Annotated in this window: 19 protein-coding genes; 14 read left to right on the top strand and 5 right to left on the bottom strand. The window is 46.3% G+C overall.

Annotated elements, in window-relative coordinates; genetic code table 11:
* Positions 1–52 precede the first annotated feature (52 nt).
* The 8 genes from pstB (at position 53) to XDD1_RS17760 (ending at position 6,691) form a co-directional block, all read left to right on the top strand.
* Positions 53–859: a phosphate ABC transporter ATP-binding protein PstB gene (pstB, locus tag XDD1_RS17795; protein WP_045973171.1), complete on the top strand. Its 807-nt coding sequence runs from the start codon at positions 53–55 to the stop codon at positions 857–859.
* 67 nt (positions 860–926) lie between these two features.
* Positions 927–1,643, top strand: a complete 717-nt coding sequence (gene phoU, locus XDD1_RS17790) for a phosphate signaling complex protein PhoU (protein WP_045973170.1) — start codon at positions 927–929, stop codon at positions 1,641–1,643.
* Between the two features lie 113 nt (positions 1,644–1,756).
* On the top strand, positions 1,757–2,602 hold the full coding sequence (locus XDD1_RS17785; protein ID WP_045973169.1) for an ABC transporter substrate-binding protein: 846 nt from the start codon (positions 1,757–1,759) through the stop codon (positions 2,600–2,602).
* A 106-nt stretch (positions 2,603–2,708) separates the two neighbouring features.
* The gene (locus XDD1_RS17780; protein WP_045973804.1) at positions 2,709–3,446 is read left to right on the top strand and encodes an amino acid ABC transporter permease; all 738 of its coding nucleotides are present in this window, start codon (positions 2,709–2,711) and stop codon (positions 3,444–3,446) included.
* Position 3,447: 1 nt separating this feature from the next.
* Positions 3,448–4,191, top strand: coding sequence for an amino acid ABC transporter permease (locus XDD1_RS17775; RefSeq protein ID WP_045973168.1), 744 nt, complete (start codon positions 3,448–3,450; stop codon positions 4,189–4,191).
* 244 nt (positions 4,192–4,435) lie between these two features.
* The gene (locus XDD1_RS17770) at positions 4,436–4,915 is read left to right on the top strand and encodes an Hcp family type VI secretion system effector (RefSeq protein WP_045973167.1); all 480 of its coding nucleotides are present in this window, start codon (positions 4,436–4,438) and stop codon (positions 4,913–4,915) included.
* Between the two features lie 47 nt (positions 4,916–4,962).
* Positions 4,963–5,997, top strand: coding sequence for a hypothetical protein (locus XDD1_RS17765; RefSeq protein ID WP_045973166.1), 1,035 nt, complete (start codon positions 4,963–4,965; stop codon positions 5,995–5,997).
* A 28-nt stretch (positions 5,998–6,025) separates the two neighbouring features.
* On the top strand, positions 6,026–6,691 hold the full coding sequence (locus XDD1_RS17760; protein WP_148886134.1) for a hypothetical protein: 666 nt from the start codon (positions 6,026–6,028) through the stop codon (positions 6,689–6,691).
* A gap of 84 nt (positions 6,692–6,775) precedes the next feature.
* On the opposite strand, the gene XDD1_RS17755 is transcribed toward XDD1_RS17760, so the two are convergent.
* Positions 6,776–8,257: an MFS transporter gene (locus XDD1_RS17755; RefSeq protein WP_045973165.1), complete on the bottom strand. Its 1,482-nt coding sequence runs from the start codon at positions 8,255–8,257 to the stop codon at positions 6,776–6,778.
* 99 nt (positions 8,258–8,356) lie between these two features.
* Between XDD1_RS17755 and XDD1_RS17750 the strand changes: the two genes are divergently transcribed.
* Positions 8,357–8,977, top strand: coding sequence for a TetR/AcrR family transcriptional regulator (locus tag XDD1_RS17750; RefSeq protein WP_045973164.1), 621 nt, complete (start codon positions 8,357–8,359; stop codon positions 8,975–8,977).
* A 127-nt stretch (positions 8,978–9,104) separates the two neighbouring features.
* Positions 9,105–10,442, top strand: coding sequence for an NCS2 family permease (locus XDD1_RS17745; RefSeq protein ID WP_045973163.1), 1,338 nt, complete (start codon positions 9,105–9,107; stop codon positions 10,440–10,442).
* 73 nt (positions 10,443–10,515) lie between these two features.
* Here the strand turns inward: XDD1_RS17745 and XDD1_RS17740 are convergent, their stop codons facing one another.
* Entirely contained in the window at positions 10,516–11,985 is a 1,470-nt protein-coding gene (locus XDD1_RS17740; protein ID WP_045973162.1) for a glycosyltransferase family 39 protein, read from the bottom strand.
* A gap of 148 nt (positions 11,986–12,133) precedes the next feature.
* Here XDD1_RS17740 and yihI point away from each other — a divergent pair, with 148 nt between their 5' ends.
* From yihI to XDD1_RS17720, 4 genes are all read left to right on the top strand, one after another.
* Positions 12,134–12,661, top strand: a complete 528-nt coding sequence (yihI, locus tag XDD1_RS17735; protein ID WP_045973161.1) for a Der GTPase-activating protein YihI — start codon at positions 12,134–12,136, stop codon at positions 12,659–12,661.
* Positions 12,662–12,798: 137 nt separating this feature from the next.
* On the top strand, positions 12,799–14,172 hold the full coding sequence (gene hemN / locus XDD1_RS17730) for an oxygen-independent coproporphyrinogen III oxidase (protein WP_045973160.1): 1,374 nt from the start codon (positions 12,799–12,801) through the stop codon (positions 14,170–14,172).
* A 488-nt stretch (positions 14,173–14,660) separates the two neighbouring features.
* The gene (locus XDD1_RS17725; RefSeq protein ID WP_045973159.1) at positions 14,661–14,906 is read left to right on the top strand and encodes an AbrB/MazE/SpoVT family DNA-binding domain-containing protein; all 246 of its coding nucleotides are present in this window, start codon (positions 14,661–14,663) and stop codon (positions 14,904–14,906) included.
* A gap of 35 nt (positions 14,907–14,941) precedes the next feature.
* Positions 14,942–15,256, top strand: coding sequence for a type II toxin-antitoxin system PemK/MazF family toxin (locus XDD1_RS17720; RefSeq protein WP_231854433.1), 315 nt, complete (start codon positions 14,942–14,944; stop codon positions 15,254–15,256).
* Between the two features lie 106 nt (positions 15,257–15,362).
* Here the strand turns inward: XDD1_RS17720 and glnG are convergent, their stop codons facing one another.
* The 3 genes from glnG to glnA form a co-directional block, all read right to left on the bottom strand.
* Complete coding sequence (gene glnG, locus XDD1_RS17715; RefSeq protein WP_045973157.1) at positions 15,363–16,811, bottom strand: nitrogen regulation protein NR(I); 1,449 nt, start codon at positions 16,809–16,811, stop codon at positions 15,363–15,365.
* Positions 16,812–16,850: 39 nt separating this feature from the next.
* Positions 16,851–17,894, bottom strand: coding sequence for a nitrogen regulation protein NR(II) (glnL, locus tag XDD1_RS17710; protein ID WP_408068297.1), 1,044 nt, complete (start codon positions 17,892–17,894; stop codon positions 16,851–16,853).
* Positions 17,895–18,090: 196 nt separating this feature from the next.
* Positions 18,091–19,500: a glutamate--ammonia ligase gene (gene glnA / locus XDD1_RS17705; RefSeq protein WP_045973155.1), complete on the bottom strand. Its 1,410-nt coding sequence runs from the start codon at positions 19,498–19,500 to the stop codon at positions 18,091–18,093.
* Positions 19,501–19,658 lie beyond the last annotated feature (158 nt).

Raw genomic sequence — 19,658 nt, 5'->3', positions numbered from 1 at the left:
CACCTTTAACAGGTTATTCGTTGATGGAAAGCGATTAAAGAGACAAGTACTGATGAATAAGGCTAATGGCATTGCAGTCAATAACATAGCAGTCAATAATATTGCAGGAAGTAAAATTCAGGTACGTGATCTGAACTTCTATTACGGCAAATTTCACGCGCTGAAAAATATTACGCTCGATATCGCACAAAATAAGGTAACGGCATTTATTGGGCCATCAGGCTGTGGCAAATCCACGTTATTGCGTACTTTCAACAAAATGTATGAATTGTACGTCGAACAGCGGGCTGAAGGTGAAATTATTCTGGATGGCACGAATATCCTGACAGACAAACAAGACATTGCCTTGCTGCGTGCCAAAGTCGGGATGGTTTTCCAGAAACCGACACCCTTCCCGATGTCGATTTACGACAATATTGCTTTCGGGGTACGGCTGTTTGAAAAACTACCCAGGGCAGAGATGGATGAACGTGTCCAATGGGCATTGACAAAAGCGGCGCTGTGGCACGAAACCAAAGATAAATTGCACCAGAGTGGGCATAGCCTTTCCGGTGGTCAGCAGCAGCGTCTGTGCATTGCTCGTGGTATCGCTATTCGTCCTGAGGTTTTGTTGCTGGATGAACCCTGTTCGGCACTGGATCCGATCTCGACAGGGCGCATTGAAGAGTTGATCAGCGAATTAAAATCGGAATATACCGTCGTGATCGTCACCCACAACATGCAGCAGGCGGCGCGTTGTTCGGATTACACGGCATTTATGTATCTTGGCGAACTGATTGAATTTAGTGATACCGACAGATTATTTACCACACCGAAGATGAAACAGACCGAAGATTATATTACTGGCCGTTATGGTTGAGACAGGGCAGGTACAAGGCATAGACGGTACGGGGTATAGGCGGCGCATAAACGGGGTATAACATAATATGGACAATCTGAATCTGAGCAAACACATCTCTGGTCAGTTTACGGCTGAACTGGAACATATTCGTACCGAATTGATGGCAATGGGCGGGCTGGTAGAAGAACAGCTCAGTAAAGCCATTCTGGCGATGCACAACCAAGACGCAGTATTGGCACGGCAAGTGAGTGAGGATGACCAGAAGGTGAATATGATGGAAGTGGCGATTGATGAGGCGTGCGTCCGCATCATTGCTAAACGCCAGCCGACGGCCAGTGACCTGCGCCTGATCATGGTGATTTCCAAGACCATCGCTGAACTGGAGCGTATCGGCGATGTTGCCGATAAGATCTGCCAGACCGCGCTTGAAAGATTTTCACATCAGCAGCAAGCCTTACTGGTCAGTTTGGAATCACTGGGGCGCCATACGATCCAAATGCTGCATGATGTGTTGGATGCCTTTGCCCGCATGGATCTGGAAGAGGCCATCCGTATCTACCGTGAAGATAAAAAAGTGGATCAGGAATACGAAAGTATTGTCCGTCAGCTCATGACCTACATGATGGAAGATCCCAGAACGATTCCGAATGTTATGACCGCGCTCTTCTGTGCCCGCTCTATTGAGCGCATTGGTGACCGTTGCCAGAATATTTGTGAATTTATCTTCTATTACGTCAAAGGGCAGGATTTCCGCCACATTGGGGGTGATCAGTTGGAAAAATTACTGACCCAAAAAGAGTAGCTTATATATTCTTCAAAAGAATAAATATAGTTTTTTATATTATTTCAAGTGCTATAGCGAAATTGATAGCTTTTGTTGGTCTATAAAAAATGAATAACCAACAGGGGTGTACAATGAAGATTGGCAATAAATCTCGCGTCGCGGTGACGGCTCTGCTGACCAGCTTGGCATTGGTTTCAGGGGTGGCAAAAGCAGATAAACTGGATGACATCAAAAAAGCGGGCACGGTACGCATTGCGGTATTTGACAGTAATCCACCCTTTGGTTTTATCGATCCCCAAACGAAAAAATTGGCTGGCTATGATGTGGACATCGCCAATGCGATTGCCAATGATTTGGGCGTGAAACTGGAACTACGTCCAACCAATCCAGCAAACCGCATCCCGCTGCTCTCTTCCAAAAAAATTGATTTAATTGCCGCTAACTTCACGATTACCGATGAACGCGCAAAACAGGTTAATTTTTCCATTCCTTATTTTGCGACCGGTCAGAAATTCATTGCCCGCAAAGGGGTTCTGACTAAACCGGATGATATTGCCAAATTGCGTATTGGTGCAGACAAGGGAACGGTACAGGAAATTACCTTGCGTGAGCGTTATCCAACCGCAAAAGTGATCTCTTACGACGATACACCGCTGGCATTTGCGGCGCTGAGAAATGGCAATGTTCAGGCGATCACGCAGGATGATGCGAAACTGGTTGGCCTGTTGGCAAACGTCCCCGAAGCCCAGAAAGCCGATTTTGAAATCTCCCCTTTCAGCATTACCCGCGAATATCAGGCGGTCGCAGCTTCCAAAGGAGAGCAACGACTGGTTGATGAGGTTAACCAGACCTTGCTGAAATTGGAAAAAGAGGGTGAAGCCGAAAAAATTTATAACCGCTGGTTCGGCCCGGAAACCAAATCCGCCCAGCCACGAGGTGATTTTAAATTCGCGCCATTAGAAAATCAGGCGAAATAATAACGTAGAAAACAAAAACGAATTCAAAAATAAAGACTGAAATTAGCCCCATTATCTTGGGGCTTTGTTGCTTGTTTATACGGTGTTTATTTATGCGGTGAATGATATGTTTGAGCAATTTATTACCGAGCGCTTATTGGCGCCTGAATATCTGCACTGGCTTTGGCAGGGGTTTCTGATCACCTTGTGGCTCTCTGCCTGTGCCATTGTCTCCTCTACTTTACTGGGCTTTGTGGTTGCCGCGGCACGGGATAGCCAACTCAAGCCACTGCGTTGGCTGGTCACGGTTTATACCAGCGTATTCCGCAACACCCCCCTGTTAGTGCAACTGTTTTTCTGGTATTTCGCATCCGGGCAAATTCTGCCGCAACAGGCGATGATATGGCTGAACACGCCTCACGACACCCTGATTTTCGGTCTGACACTGGCATGGCCGTCCTTTGAATTTTTGGCGGGATTTATCGGCTTGACCCTCTATTCAGCGCCGTTTGTGGCGGAAGAATTACGCGCGGGCATTCAAGGCGTCGGGCGCGGGCAGAAATATGCCGCTCATGCGTTAGGTTTAACGCCCTGGCAGGCCATGCGCCACATTGTCTTGCCACAGGCACTGAAAATCGCCATGCCGCCCTTATTGGGGCAATACATGAACATCGTCAAGAATTCATCATTAACGATGGCGATTGGTGTGGCAGAACTGTCCTATGCGTCTCGTCAGGTAGAAACCCAATCCTTACAAACCTTTGAGGCATTTGGTGTTGCGACGGTACTCTATATCGCCATGATTGCGGTGATGGAAGGTTGGGGACAATGGCGCCAGCAGAGAACATTGGCGAGAGGTTACTGATATGGATTTTACGGTTATTGCAGAAAACTGGCGTTATTTGCTATTGGGCACCTTTCCCGATGGGCCATTGGCAGGGGCAGCATTGACGCTGGCAATCAGCATCATGGCAGGGACTATCTCCATCGTATTGGGTATCTTAGGGGGCATTGCGCTGGCGATGCTGCGGGGCTTTTGGGCCAACTTATTGGCGGCTGTGCTGGGTTTCTTCCGCGCCATTCCGGTGATTATGCTGATTTTCTGGACCTATTTCTTGCTGCCGGTGATATTAGGAATGGAAATTCCTGAAATTACGACCGTTGTCTGTGCGCTGGCATTGATTACTTCGGCGTATTTGGCGCATGGCGTCAAAGCGGGGATTTTGGCGGTGAGTGAGGGTCAATGGCGAGCCGGGTTATCACTGGGTTTCAATCGTTGGGAAGTGCTGTGGCATATCGTCTTGCCGCAGGCACTGCGCATGATGGTGCCTTCCTTTATCAATCAATGGATTGCCTTAATTAAGGATACGTCATTGGCTTATATCGTCGGCGTGGCAGAATTGTCATTTTTGGCGACCCAAGTCAATAACCGCAGCATGGTTTATCCGATGGAAGTCTTTTTATTCGTTGCGCTGGTTTATTTTGTGATGTGTTTATCACTGGAGTTGATGGCCAATTCTATTGCCCGTCGCTTCGCGGTGAGACGCGAAAAAACCGCAATCTTCAGATTCTGGCGTAAAAAAACGTTGACCGTGGTTCCTCAAAATTAATATCTGGCACCTGGCAGATATTTTCGCTGTTATATTCATTCCCTACTTTGTGTGGTAGGGAATTTTTTTTACCTATTAAGAAATAAAATTATTTTACTCATCTAATATTTTTCCTACTGAAATAAATCTTTTTTATCTATGTGGTGAGTCCTGTTTTAGGATTGCATCGGTATTTTTTGATTAACTTTCCTGCTATAACGAGAGTTGGCAAAGTAAGATAATAATGATGAAGGATTAAAATAATATGGCAAATTCGATTTATGTGACAATCAAAGGAAAGCTTCAAGGGTTAATCTCTCAGGGATGTTCTACACTGGACTCTATTGGTAATAATTTTCAATTGGGACATGAAGATCAAATTTTTGTATTACAATTTAATCATGGTATTTCTCGTTCACAAAATGTGGCCCATCAACCCGTTAAATTTGTAAAGCCTTTGGATAAATCATCTCCGTTACTAATGATGGCAATTTCAAACAATGAGGAACTTGATTTGATGTTCGAATTTTATCGAACATCACAAGCGGGTAGTCAAGAGCGTTTTTACTCAGTTAATTTGAGAAATGCAAAATTATTGAATTTAAATGTACAGTATCCGCATTCGGTTAATCATCATGATCAGCAACCAGAAGAGGTTGTGGCCGTAAGATATAAAGACATCGTTTGTCAGCATCATATAGCCGGTACATCAGGATATTGTGTTTGGGAAGATACGGTTTATTAATGATGTTAGAAAAATAGATAAAATAACAATCATGGGTGGTAATCAAAATGCAATTTGAAAGCCTGACATCACAACTAAGAAATAAGTTTGATGAAAGTAAGTTGCCCAGTTTTCAGTATGCCAGAAGGCTTGGCTCCATACGTGGCGGTGCTGCCGATATAGATTTTCAGGCGATTGCTGACGCATTGGATTGCCACCGTGATTTTCACAGCGCTGGAATTATTTACTCAGATGGATTATTTCAGCATTATTTGGTTAGGCCATCCAAAAGACGCAGAAGCCAGGTTGCTTCTGAATTAACACATATTATTATCTTTGATCTTAATACAGAAGCAGTCCCAACTTCTCCAGAAGTTGCTCTGAAAAAAACGGTTTCAGAGCCGAGTCTGATATCGGAGATTGGATCTACAGCACTTTCGTGTGGCGCTGCATTGGCATTTATGGTAGTTGAATTTAGTGCATCAGTAGCGACTCCATTCACTGCGGGGACAAGTTCAGTCGCTGTTGTCTTGGCTTATGGTGGTGCTGTTGCAAGTTCTCTTCAATGTGGAAATGGCATATATAGAGTCTATCAGATTACCAATAATGGTGAGGAAGGGATAGAACATATTGCTTGGTTAGATTCACAGGATTGGTATGTCGCAACGACGACACTATTGGATATAACCTCTCTTGTTTCTGGATCTGCTGCTTTAAAAGAAGCGTATCATACTTATAAGATAATGAAATCTACGTCTCCCCGTAATGCATCAGAATGGTTGAAAAAGATGCCAAGACATGAAAGAAAGCGACTCACAGAGGAAATTATACGGCATAATAACCCCGGAATTTCTAACCAAGCGATAAAAGATGCAATAAGAAGAGGAAAATATCCTAAACATTATCCAACAGAAGAAATTCGCACAACTCTGCGAAATCATTTGATAAATTCTCTTGCTGCTGGTAGTGGGCTTTTGGGAAGTGGGCTGACGGGAAGTATTAGAAATCCTGAAAATATACTTAAATCAGGAAATTATTTTATCGGCGCAATTTACTCTATTGTAGATGAAAAACCAGCGGGTTATATTCAACATGTTTATTAAATGGAAAGCGTTTTTGACTGGAATCTGCATGAAAATGTTCAAATTTATCTTTAATACGAGATTAAATGCTCTCATTGCAGAAGGTAAAAAACTAGAAGAGAAGCTAGTGCATAATGATCCTTCTTTAAAAGAAGATATTGGATATAAGGAATTTAAATATCATTTTTTCCCGTTTAAAGCTGGTATGGGTGTTTTTTTTGTCACTGTTATTCTTAATCTTTTGTTATCATCCGCAATGATTTTTTCTATATTTATAACTTATTTGCAAGATATAACGCACGATAAATTAACAATCATAACGTCTGTTTTTATATCAATATTTTGGTTTTTTTTATTCTCTTATAGCGTGTTCCTTTTAGGGAAAGGGAACAATAACGCATTGTATATACATAAAATTATGTATCAATTGATAATTTTAATCAGTGTGGCGTTTTTTTTGCTTGATGTTTTCCACAACGTTATATTGTTTTTTTTGCTTGTTTCTAGCGCCTTGCTTGTTAAGGTTGTGATGAATACTCGTTATTTCTATAAGATAATAACAGAAATAAGATTTTTTAGAATCACTCATGTTTTTTTATCCAATGATATGAAAGGAATAATGAATATGTCTAGAAAAGAATCTAAAAGGTACGCAAGAGAGATTGAAGCTAAAAAACGTCGTGAAATAAGAGATAAAAAAAGAAAAAACATGTAAAGTAGATAGGATTTGGAAAAGTAAATATTAATATACCAAATTATCCGATTAAGAATATCGAATAATTTGGCAGGCCAGTGAGAGTTATTGGTGTTGCTTTTTTACGAACCAGGCGAGCATGGCAGAAGTCAACAATAGCAATGTCCCTGCTGCGATCAATACCGACAAGAATGAGTGATTAAATGCCTGTTGTGCAGCATGGATCAGCGAAAGTGCGGCTTCTCCCTTTAACCCTTCTGCGGCGATAAGTGCCTCATCAATACTGTTTCGTGCCATCTCTGGGATGCCTATATCAGCCGGAAGGGTGAATGAGGCAGAATAGACGGCTACCATCAGGCTGCCGAGCACCGCTATTCCGATTAAACTTCCCAGCTCATAGGCCACTTCCTCGATAGACGCGGCGGTGCCCGCCTTGCTTTCCGGCGCATTAAGCATGATGGCCGTGGAAGCGGCTGTCATTGCTGCGCCAGTGCCAAACCCAATGATGCTTAACGACACCATTTGCACCCACATGCCGGATTGCAAACCGATAAGATAACCAAAAATACCCAGTCCGGCGAGGGCGAGGGAAAGCCACATGATCCGCCTGGAACCCAGCTTCGGTATGGCAAGTCCGGCCAAAGGGCCGGCAACAAAAGCAGCAACCGGAATAGGTAAGATAGCGAGTCCTGCTTGCAGGGGAGAAAATCCCATCGCAAGTTGGAAGTTTTGGCTGAGGGCGAGTTCTATGCCCACAATAGCGGCGGTGGAAACAAAAGCGGCGATAATTCCTGCCGTGAAGGGGCGATTGCGGAAAAGATGGAAATCGATCATGGGTGTTGATGAACGCTGCTGCCGACGAACAAAAATGACCGTGAAAATAATCCCAATAATGCCCGCTATCGCTGCGGTTTCCAATGACGGGGCTTGTTTACTGATTTCCTTAATTGCATAGGTAATACCGAACAACCCAAGCATAATTTGCCCGGAAGCAATCAGGTCAAAGGAGTGGCTTGGATTGTTCGGGCTTTTAGAAATAACGACCAGTGCAAAACCAAACGCAACGAGGACAATCGGGACATTGATAAGGAAAACCGAGCCCCACCAGTAATATTCGAGCAGGAACCCGCCGATAACAGGGCCAAGCGCAGCCCCACCCGAAGCGACGGCAGACCAGATGCCAATGGCAAGCGCCCTTTCGTTGGGATCTTCAAATGCTTGCCGGACTATTGCGAGTGTTGCCGGCATCATCATCGCCGCGCCAAAAGCAAGAACCACACGGGCAGCAATCAGAATAGCAGGCGTGGGAGAAAATGCGGCCATCAGCGATGCAGCGCCGAAAATGGCCAGCCCGTGAGTAAACAGTTTTTTTGCCCCAAAACGGTCACTCAATGCCCCCATAGCGGGAAGTAAGCCTGCGATGGTCAACGTATAGGCATTCATGATCCACAGTTTTTCAGAGGCAGAAGCACGCAAATCATGTGTCAGCCGTGGCAAAGCGGTGTAGAGAACAGTCATATCAACGACAACTAAGAAAAGTGCACTGGAAATAATAGCGAGTACAAGCCAACGGATATTTGATTTCATAAGCAAATTCACCAATATGGTTCGCGACCTTACCGAATCTTGACTGGATTGTTGGCGAATATTATAAATACATACGTATTTAATGAAAAGGAGGTTCTTATGGGACGACGCAAGAAAATTGATCGAGAAGTTCTGCTGGATGCCGCAGAGCAAATTGTCACAACACATGGCGCTGCGGCTCTCACCATTGATGCACTGGCGAAGGCGGTAGGTATTACCAAAGGCGGAGTGCAATACAGTTTTAACACAAAAGAGGGTCTTATTGATGCGATGTTTGAGCGTTGGGGGGCAAGTTATGACGAACAGTTTCATGAAATGGCCGGAGATAATCCACACCCCCTGACAGCAGTACGTGCACATATTGAAGCGACCAGGCGATCTGATGAAGCATCAACGGCAAAGGCGGCGGGTTTGTTGGCTGCGTTATTACAGACACCTGAACATCTCGAATCAACCCGAATTTGGTATCGACAACGCATAGCAGGTTTGGATACAGCGACGGAAGAGGGTCGGCAGGCGCGTTTGGCGTTTTTAGCGACAGAGGGAGCATTTGTTCTGCGTTTTTTCGGCTTAATGGATGTCACACAGGATGAGTGGGGAGATATCTTAAATGACATTCTGGCTGCCATGCCATCCCCTGATTCTTCTGTAAATACAACATCAGAAGCAGAGAAATCGAATAAAATATCGTCTAACAATGAATGTCCTCAAAAATCATAATGTTATTTAACCTATTGATTATACACACCGCAAACGTTTTCTTTTTTTATCGTTTCAGGGTAACGATTTGTAGGGGTTTCCTGTAGGATAGGCCGAAAACTTCGCTTTTTTGGGGAAACAATATTACATGAGCACAATCACTTCTGGCTCTGCTAATCGTCAGGGCTTGCTTCAGCGCGTGTTTAAATTACAGGAACATGGTACGACGGCGCGTACCGAAATGATCGCCGGGCTGACCACCTTTCTCACGATGGTGTATATCGTCTTTGTTAACCCGCAAATTCTGGCAGTGGCAGGTATGGATATTAAAGCGGTATTTGTCACCACCTGTTTAATCGCCGCTGTTGGCAGCATTATGATGGGATTGGTGGCGAATCTGCCCGTTGCCGTTGCACCTGCAATGGGATTGAATGCGTTTTTTGCCTTTGTTGTGGTCGGCGCGATGGGCATTTCATGGCAGGTGGCGATGGGAGCGATTTTTTGGGGTGCGGTGGGGTTGTTTATATTGACGCTCTTTCGTATTCGTTATTGGATGATCGCCAATATTCCATTGAGCCTGCGTGTGGGCATTACCAGTGGCATCGGCCTGTTTATTGCGATGATGGGGCTGAAAAATGCCGGCATTATCGTGCCTAATCCCGACACGATTGTCTCAATGGGTAACTTTGCTGCCCATAATGTCCTGTTGGGGGCATTGGGCTTTTTTATCATTGCTATTCTGGCGGCACGTAATTTCCATGCCGCGGTGTTGATTTCGATCATCGTGACAACGGGCATCGGTTGGATGATGGGCTATGTGGAATATCACGGTATTTTTGATCTGCCGCCGAGTGTAATGAGCGTAGTGGGTAATGTCGATATCAAAGGCGCGCTGGATATCGCGCTGGCTGGCGTGATTTTCTCATTTATGCTGGTGAACTTGTTTGATTCTTCCGGCACATTGATTGGTGTGACGGATAAAGCGGGGATTGCTGACAGTAAGGGTCAATTTCCACGCATGAAACAAGCCTTGTACGTGGATAGTATCAGTTCGGTGGCTGGCTCCTATATTGGGACGTCTTCAGTGACCGCCTATATTGAAAGCTCTTCGGGCGTGTCTGTTGGCGGCCGCACGGGGTTGACCGCGATTGTCGTTGGTATCCTGTTCCTGCTGGTGATGTTTATCTCGCCACTGGCAAGCATGGTGCCCGCCTATGCTACAGCGGGAGCTTTGGTTTATGTGGGTGTCCTGATGACATCCAGCCTGACACGGGTGCAATGGCACGATCTGACCGAAGCTGTCCCGGCTTTTATCACCGCCGTGATGATGCCGTTTAGCTTCTCCATTACCGAAGGCATCGCGCTGGGCTTTATCGCCTACTGTGCCATGAAATTGGGCACCGGCAAATGGCGTGAAGTTAGCCCGTGTGTGCTTGTCGTGACGCTACTGTTTGTGCTGAAAATGGTATTTGTGGATGCCCATTAAGCACGATTGAAATAGTGATGAAAAAGCCTGACAGGACAGTTATGTCAGGCTTTGTTATTGGAGTGGAAATCGATTATTGAATACTCTCCGGTGCTACAAAGCCAATGCAAACCGTGTCCCACTCCGCACTGGGCTGGGCCTGGAAGGCGAACTCTTCTTTATGGCTGAGGACTAAGGATGGCCATTCTGCCAGCGTATGCCGGAAATCTTCCTCCTCACAGCTCTTTCCCCGCTCTCCCACCAGCAAGGCACCATATTCCACGATATTGCTCTCTTTGATATGGCGGTTATAGATATTGGGAGGCGCGCCATTATCTAATTCCCAAGGTTGGATCGTTTCTGGACGATAGTGGCTATAAAATGTCAGCCATTGGTGCAGATATTCACCGCCAACATAACGTAGTGGCGTTGGATACAGCTCGTTCCAACGTTGATCAAGTTGGCTGGCAAAGGTTTTGATTCCCACGAATTTTTGCCCGGCATCTCGGACATTTGCCATCATCACCCCGATGTAACCGATCAACACTAATACAGCAAATACGGTTAATCCCAATAATGTGCTGCGTAAGGATTTGTTGGGAAATACCGTGATCGATCCCACCAACAAGGCCGGCGAAACGACCATAAAAGGTTGTATCCACTCGGTTATGCGTCCTCCCTCATTGAAGGAAAACCAGCCGTAAATAATTAGCAAAGGCAGCAGAAGCACGATATTCGCCAGCGCATTGGATGGCTGCCTGGGCCAGCCAATCCGGCCACCCAGCAGATAAATAATGGCACTGACAATCAGTAACGGGTAGAACACGGAAAGTACCGCGCGAGTGGTACGTAGATTAAACCCTTGCTGAATTTGGGAATCCACCCACTTAAACGCAGCGAAGTCGTTATGCACCAGCCACCAAACGTTCGGTAACACCAAGGCGAACCAGATGACAATAGCGAGATAAAACAGCGGCTGCCGATAGTTGCGGCGTACTTTGGGCACGAACAGAGAGAGCAAAAAGACGGAGCCGACCAGAGCCAGCGAAGAATATTTTCCCATCGTTGCCAGCCCGGTAGTGAGGGCGAATGCCAGCCACCATTTAGGATGATCGTCAATGGCACGCAGGAAAAACAGCAATGACCACGGCCAGAGCATGACCAAAAGGTAATTATCGTTATAAGGAATAATATCAAAATTGATGATACCGGATAGATTCAGGGTCAGCATGGCAAGCCATGCCAGTACAATTTTGCCCGTCAGCCGGAAAGCCAGTTGCCAAACCCCAAGCATCCCGATGGCAATGGCAACAAAGTGGGTGAAATACCAATAAAAACTGAGAGAGAGATGGCTGACAGATATAGCGGGGAGCATGACGGCGCCCACTAACCACGGATTTTTGGGCGATCCCCATTCCCCATTCATTCCCCAGTTCAAAGCTTCTACGGCATCATAAGGAACGGTGGGATCGAGAGAGTAGCTTGCTATTATCCACAAAACCGCATAACCCGTGACCCAAAGATACAAGGGCATGCGATAAGAAGAGGTATCAAAAAAGCGCATGGTAGCTGATGATCATATTATTTAAGTTAAAATTACTTAGAATAGTAGCCGAACTTTCAAGGATAAGTGAATGTCATTGGATGTTAAAGGTCGTTTCTGTTAGATTCCGCCGAAAATATCTTGATAAAAATGAGTTGAGCCACAAGCTATGAGTCCGTTAAAGAAAAAATCACCAGTGAAGCCTTCCGCTGGTAAGCAAAAAAGAAAAAGTCGCGCAGAGCTGGATGCAGAAGGGCGCGAGCGTAAACGCCAGAAAAAACGCCGTGGTAATGGTAATGCGACAGGCAGCCGCCAGAGCGGGAATGACAGCAATAAAAAGCGTTCAGTCGCCAAGCAGGAAAAAGATCCCCGTATTGGCAGTAAGGTTTCGGTTCCTCTGATCGTGGGTGAGAAAGCAACGGCAGTGAAACCCGCGGTCAAACCGGCAGCAGAGCAACAGAAACCTCGCCTGTCACCGCAGGAAGAGCTGGCAATGCTGGAAAATGATGAGCGATTGGATGACTTGTTGGCACGTCTTGAGCAGGGTGAAAAACTGTCTCAGGAAGACAACGATTATGTCGATAATATGCTCGACCGCATTGATACCCTGATGGAAAAGTTGGGCATCAATCTGGAAGAAGAGGACAGCGAAGAAGAACGGCAGGAAGATATCATGCAGTTGTTGAAGGGTAAGTAATTCCTTCATCAATAGATTGCCATTGTAAAAGGCGGGTTCATTCTGATAACCACACTATTAGTATGTTATTTGTCAGGGTTATTGGGTAAACTGTGGTGGTTGCGTTTTGATGGGCGAAAACAGCGGAAGGAATAAGCATGTCAGAGCAAGCCATTGTTTGGGATCTGCCTTTGATCCAAAAGTACAACTCTTCAGGGCCTCGTTATACCTCATATCCGACAGCACTGGAGTTTAACCAACAGTACGATGTGGCTGCTTTTGCACAGGCCGCTGCCCGTTATCCTGATCGCCCACTTTCCCTTTATCTCCATATCCCGTTCTGCCATAAACTGTGTTATTTCTGTGGTTGCAATAAGCTGGTCACGCGCCAGAAGCACAAAGCTGATGACTATCTGAATACGTTGGAAAAAGAGATTGCAGCCCGCGCCAAATTATTTTCCCAGCGGAAAGTCAGCCAGATGCACTGGGGCGGGGGCACGCCCACTTATCTGGACAAAACGCAGATCAGCCGATTGATGTCAATGTTGCGAAGCCATTTCCATTTTCTGCCCGATGCTGAACTTTCCATTGAAATTGATCCGCGCGAAATTGAACTCGATGTCATTGATCACCTGCGGCATGAAGGTTTTAACCGCCTGAGTATGGGCGTGCAGGATTTCAATAAAGAGGTGCAGCGTTTGGTCAATCGCGAGCAGGATGAAGCGTTTATTTTTGAACTGGTCAATCGCGCCCGTGAAACAGGTTTTACCTCCACCAGCATTGATTTGATTTATGGCCTGCCGAAACAGACCCCTGAAAGTTTTGCCTTTACATTGCAGCGCGTGTTGGCACTGTCACCGGATCGCTTGAGTGTCTTCAATTATGCTCACTTACCGAATCTATTTGCGGCGCAGCGCAAGATTAAGGAGCAGGATCTACCCAGTGCGACACAGAAGCTGGATATTTTGCAGGAAACGATTTCAACCCTGACAGGCAACGGTTATCAGTTTATTGGTATGGATCACTTTGCCCGCCCGGATGATGAATTGGCGATTGCCCAACGAAAAGGCATCTTGCACCGCAATTTTCAGGGATATACCACGCAGGGCGAATGTGATCTGCTGGGTATGGGCGTCTCGGCTATCAGTATGTTGGGGGATAGCTATGCCCAGAACCAGAAAGATCTCAAAACCTACTATGCTGCGGTGGAAGCACAAGGTCATGCTTTGTGGCGTGGTTTAGCGTTGACACCGGATGATTGTATTCGCCGTGATGTGATTAAGGATTTGATTTGTAACTTCCGGCTGAACTTTGCCGATATTGAGCAACGTTATGGGCTGAATTTTGCGGATTACTTTGCCGAAGACCTGCAACTGTTGGCACCCTTGGCAGAAGATGGGTTGGTTGAAGTGAGCGAGTCGCAGATTCAAGTCTCCCCAAAAGGGCGCTTGCTGATCCGTAATATCTGTATGTGTTTTGATCGCTATCTGCGTAATCAGATGCGCCAACGGCAGTTTTCGCGGGTGATATAAGGGCTTAATTTTCCATTCAGCAATTCATATAGGTTAACATTCACCAAATAATTGGTTAAAATTAATGCAGTGATTCTCGACTAACTAAGTATGGGGGATTTAATAATCTCATGGCGCAGAGGCCGGTTAGGTGTTAGCCAAACCTAAAAAAACATTAAGGCCGATCGGGGTCTTGCTTGGGAAATTATCCGTACCCACAGAAGAAGAGTTTGCTAAATATGATAGCGAAATCCTTTCGATGTTTGAGGGGAAAGATCAGAACTAATGCGCTATTTGTTAGATACCCATATTTTGCTTTGGTATTTGGCTGCCCTCTAAACTGCAAGAAGAGATCAATGAATGACTAAGAGATACAGATAATAAAATCTATTTTAATTCATTGATTTATTAGAGTATTTGCTCAGTAATAGGTAGTAAACAAAGTCTTTTTGCTAAGCGGATAAATTTGGTTATACTATGTATAACCAATAAGTCGTTTGGAGGCTGCTATGAGCGTAGCAATTAAAAAATGGGGTAATAGTCAGGGCATTATAATCCCAGCGAATATTTTGAACAAAGTAGGTGTAAAAGTTGGTCAAACTATGGAACTGACTGTTGACGACGGGAAAATTGTTTTGTCTCCTCGTAGAAGAAAACCTATTTATTCAGAAAGTTATTTGCTTTCCGGTTTAAATGAGCATACGGCTCATGCCGATGAGATCGCAAGTGTTTCCAGTACAGAGTTAGGTGAATAATGAACTCTTACGTTCCAAGTAGAAACGATATCATTATGCTTGATTTTGAACCGACAAAGGGTAAGGAAATAGGCAAGTATCGCCCTGCCCTTGTTCTTTCGAGCTATGAATACAACAAGAAAACAGGGCTTGTTATATGTTGCCCTATTAGTACGAGTATTAGAGGTGGATCAACAGAAGTTCCGGTTGATAACTTAGATAAACCCAGTGTGGTTGCTTCAAGTTTAATCCAAACTTTGTCGTGGAAAGAAAGGAAATCAAAATTTGTTATTCAGGCTGAACATGATGTGATGGATGAAGTCTTGGCAAGAATCATTCCTTTAATAGGAGCTAATACATTTTTTGAATAAACACTTGGGATCACTGGCAGCTATTTTATAATTTCGCTTTTGAGCTGCCCTTGAAATTATTCCCACCTAATTTACCCAACCACTTGAATTGAGTCGGTGTCATTGACTACAACCCCAACTCCTTCAATTTCCGCGTTATCGTATTCCTTCCCCAGCCGAGCAAACGGGCGGCTTCCTGTTTATGCCCATGGGTATATTCCAGCGCGCAATTAAGCAGCGTGCGTTCCAATAGTGGCAGTGCATCAGACAGGAGATCAGTTTTTCCCTCTTTTAACGCATGTTGCGCCCATTCTGCGAGCAGTTGTGACCAACTATTTTCAGACAGCAGCGCGGAGCGTGAAAGAGGGGAATTTCCCGCTTGCTCTGTGGGCGGGTTGCCAAGCAGGTCAGCGGGCAGATCTTGTACCAGTATTTCCTTGCTTGCCGCCATCACCGTCAGCCAACGGCAGACGTTTTCCAACTGGCGGACATTGCCAGACCACGGCAGCCGCATCAGGGCAAGCTCAGAATCAGGATGCAGCACCTTGGCTTCAACGCCCAGCTCTTTGGCGGTTTGTTGCAGGAAATGGTGTGCCAGACGAGGAATGTCCTCCACTCTGTCCCGCAAAGGTGGTAACTGAACACGGATCACATTCAGGCGATGGTAGAGATCTTCCCTGAATTTACTTTCTGCAACACGTTGCTCAAGGTTCTGGTGCGTGGCGGCGATGATACGGACATCCACCTTCACCGGGGCATAGCCGCCGACGCGATAGAATTGCCCTTCGGCCAGCACCCGCAGCAAGCGAGTCTGGATATCCAGTGGCATATCGCCAATTTCATCTAAAAACAGTGAGCCGCCATTGGCTTGCTCAAAACGCCCGTGGCGCACTTGATTCGCGCCGGTAAAAGCGCCTTTTTCATGGCCAAACAGTTCGGATTCAATCAAATCTTTCGGGATTGCCGCCATATTCAGCGCAATAAAGGGGGCCGAAGCGCGTGGACTATGGCGGTGAAGCGCATGGGCAACCAGCTCTTTTCCCGTGCCGGATTCCCCATTGATTAACACGCTGATAGAAGAGCGGGAAAGACGGCCGATAATCCGGTATACCTCCTGCATGGCAGGGGCTTCTCCGATCATATCTGAAACGGATACCGGCAATTGCGGATTGGCAGCGGATTGGTGTTGTTCCCGATAGTGACTTCGTGCCCGCTCAACCAGCGCCACCGTTTCATCAATATCGAAAGGCTTGGGCAGATAATCAAAGGCACCGTGTTGGTAAGCACTGACGGCGGCATCCAAATCAGAATGCGCCGTCATAATGATGACCGGAAGCTGTGGGTGACTCTGTTTTATCTGGTTGAGTAAAGTCAGCCCATCCAGTCCGGGCATGCGGATATCTGACAGGATCACTTCCGGATTACCCTGTGCGGCATGATCCTGTGACAGCGCGGCTAATACGGCATCGGCATTTTCAAAACTGATGCACTCTATCCCCGCACTACTCAGCGCCCGTTCAAGTACCCAGCGGATAGAACTGTCATCATCAACGATCCAGACTTTTCCTCGTTGCATAGTCACCCTCTCCTTCTTGCTCAGTGGTTCCCTGATCGGTTATTTCTTGATAGGCAGGTAAATGGAAAACTCCGTATGCCCGGGCCAACTGGTAAATTCAATTTTGCCGGCATGTTGGTCGATAAGATTACGTGCGATGGATAAGCCGAGTCCAGTTCCACCTTCATAGCCACTGATCATGGGATAAAAAAGCGTATCCTGAATAGAGGGAGGAATTCCCGGACCGTCATCTTTAATATCAATGCGGGCTGCCAACCGGTAACGTTCACCCTGTAAGGTAATCTGAAACGCGGTTCGCGTTCTCAGGGTGATGGTTCCTCCTTTCTGACCCAGCGCCTGTAGCGCATTGCGGGTGATATTCAGTAACACTTGCTCAATTTGGTCAGGATAATGAGCCAGTTCTGGCAAACTGGGATCATAATCTTTAATCAGCGTGACATTCGCCGGCATTTCCAGTGAGACTAACTGATAGACCCGCTCGACCACATGATGAATGCTCTGGCGGGTTTGGGCGCCCGGATGCTGCGGCCCCAGCAAGCGATCAACCAGATTGCGCAGCCTGTCTGCCTGCTCAATAATCACTTGGGTATACTCCCTCAAAGCGGGATCGGGCAGTGCCTTGGCAAGCAACTGTGCGGCTCCCCGCAGCCCGCCAAGGGGATTTTTGATTTCATGTGCCAGCCCCCGAACCAGTTCCCGCGCAGCCGCCTGCTGGGCTTGTTGTACCTGCTCTTGGCTTAACCGGCGTTGACTGTCCATAGATGCCAGTTCCAGCAGAATAAGCTGTTCGGAAATTGGTTGGGCACTGAGCGACATCACATGAGCGTGATTATTGATCACCAGGATGACTTCGTTATCGGTAAAGCCCTGACCGTTGATCAAACTGGAACGCATCAGTTCGGTATCCAGCGAAATATAGCTAAACAGGATAGGCAGAGGCGTACCGAATAATTTACGTGAACTTTGTGCCAGAAGTTGCATAGCAGAATGATTGGCGTAGCGAATAATCAAGTCATTATCCAGCACCAAGACGTTGTTGATCTGTGAGTCGAGAATCTGTTCTGCTTTGGGCAAACTAACCATTGTCATTCCGTTCCTGCACTTTTTTGGTGCATTGTAGCTTATTTAACCATAATTAATGAACCCTTCCGCTCAAACTCTTATCGGGATGTGTATGTAAGGGAAAAGAGCCCATCTAAAGATGGGCCAAAAGTTTCACGGCAACAAAAAATCACAGTCATTCCATCCGGCATGTGATAAGGCATATGACCGAATAAGGTTACACACTGTAATACAGTTCAAATTCCAGAGGATGGGGAGTCATACGGACACGTTCAATTTCCCCTTGCAACAAATTGATATAAGCATCGATCGTATCATCCGTGAAAACACCGCCGCGAGTCAGGAATTCGCGGTCTGCATCCAGCGCAGCCAAGGCATCTTCCAAAGAAGAGGCTACAGTTGGGATCTCTTGCGCTTCTTCTGCGGGCAGGTCATACAAGTTCTTATCCATGGCATCACCGGGGTGAATTTTGTTGATGATGCCATCAAGACCTGCCATCAACAGCGCAGAGAAGGCCAGATAAGGGTTCGCCGCGGGATCGGGGAAACGCACTTCAATACGGCGAGCTTTGGTGCTGGCAACAACCGGAATACGGATAGAAGCGGAGCGGTTACGGGCAGAATAAGCCAGCATCACCGGCGCTTCAAAACCGGGCACCAGACGCTTATACGAGTTGGTCGTTGGGTTAGTAAAGGCATTCAATGCACGGGCATGTTTAATGATACCGCCGATATAGTAAAGCGCCATTTCGGACAGGCCACCGTATTTGTCACCCGCAAACAGGTTAGTGCCATTTTTGGACAGTGACATATGGCAGTGCATACCTGAACCGTTATCACCCACCAGCGGTTTTGGCATAAACGTCGCGGTCTTGCCAAATTTATGGGCAACGTTATGCACCACATACTTATAAATCTGGGTCTCATCCGCTTTTTTGGTCATGGTATTAAAGCGGGTGGCGACTTCGTTTTGCCCGGCCGTGGCGACTTCATGGTGATGGGCTTCAACGACCAACCCCATTTTTTCCATTGTCAGGCACATGGCTGAACGCAGGTCTTGCGAAGAATCCACCGGCGGAACCGGGAAATAGCCGCCTTTAATACCGGGACGATGGCCTTTGTTACCGCCTTCATAGCGCGTACCGCTGTTCCATGCAGCTTCGGTATCATCGATATGATAATAAGAACCAGAGATGGAACTGCCAAACCGGATATCATCGAACAGGAAGAATTCGGGTTCTGGCCCAAATAACACGGTATCAGCCAGATCGCTGGCACGCAGGAAATCTTCTGCACGTTTCGCAATGGAGCGAGGGTCGCGGCTATAACCCTGCATGGTGCCGGGTTCAAGGACATCGCAACGCAGGATCAGGGTAGCATCATGAAAGAAGGGGTCGATCATCGCGGTGCTTGGATCGGGCATCAGCACCATATCGGATTCATTGATTCCTTTCCAGCCACCGATAGACGAACCGTCAAACATTTTGCCATCTTCAAAGAAGTCTTCATCAACTTGGTGGGCAGGGATGGTGATATGTTGTTCTTTACCTTTGGTGTCAGTAAAACGTAAGTCAATAAACTTCACCTGATGTTCTTCAATCATGGACAACACATGTTCAACGGACATACTGGCCTCTCCTGGAAAAATTAAGGGCGATTATCGATCTCTTAGGGTCAATCTTTATGAAATCGCGATTGTTTGGGTAAATGCGAAAAGCGTGCCAGTTTTTTAAAAGTGTTTAATATCAATGTTTGGAGAGACCGGAGACAAAAAATGAATCAGGG

It is taken from the genome of Xenorhabdus doucetiae, assembly GCF_000968195.1.
Lineage (GTDB): Bacteria > Pseudomonadota > Gammaproteobacteria > Enterobacterales > Enterobacteriaceae > Xenorhabdus > Xenorhabdus doucetiae.
This window is presented reverse-complemented; position numbering and strand designations above follow the sequence as displayed.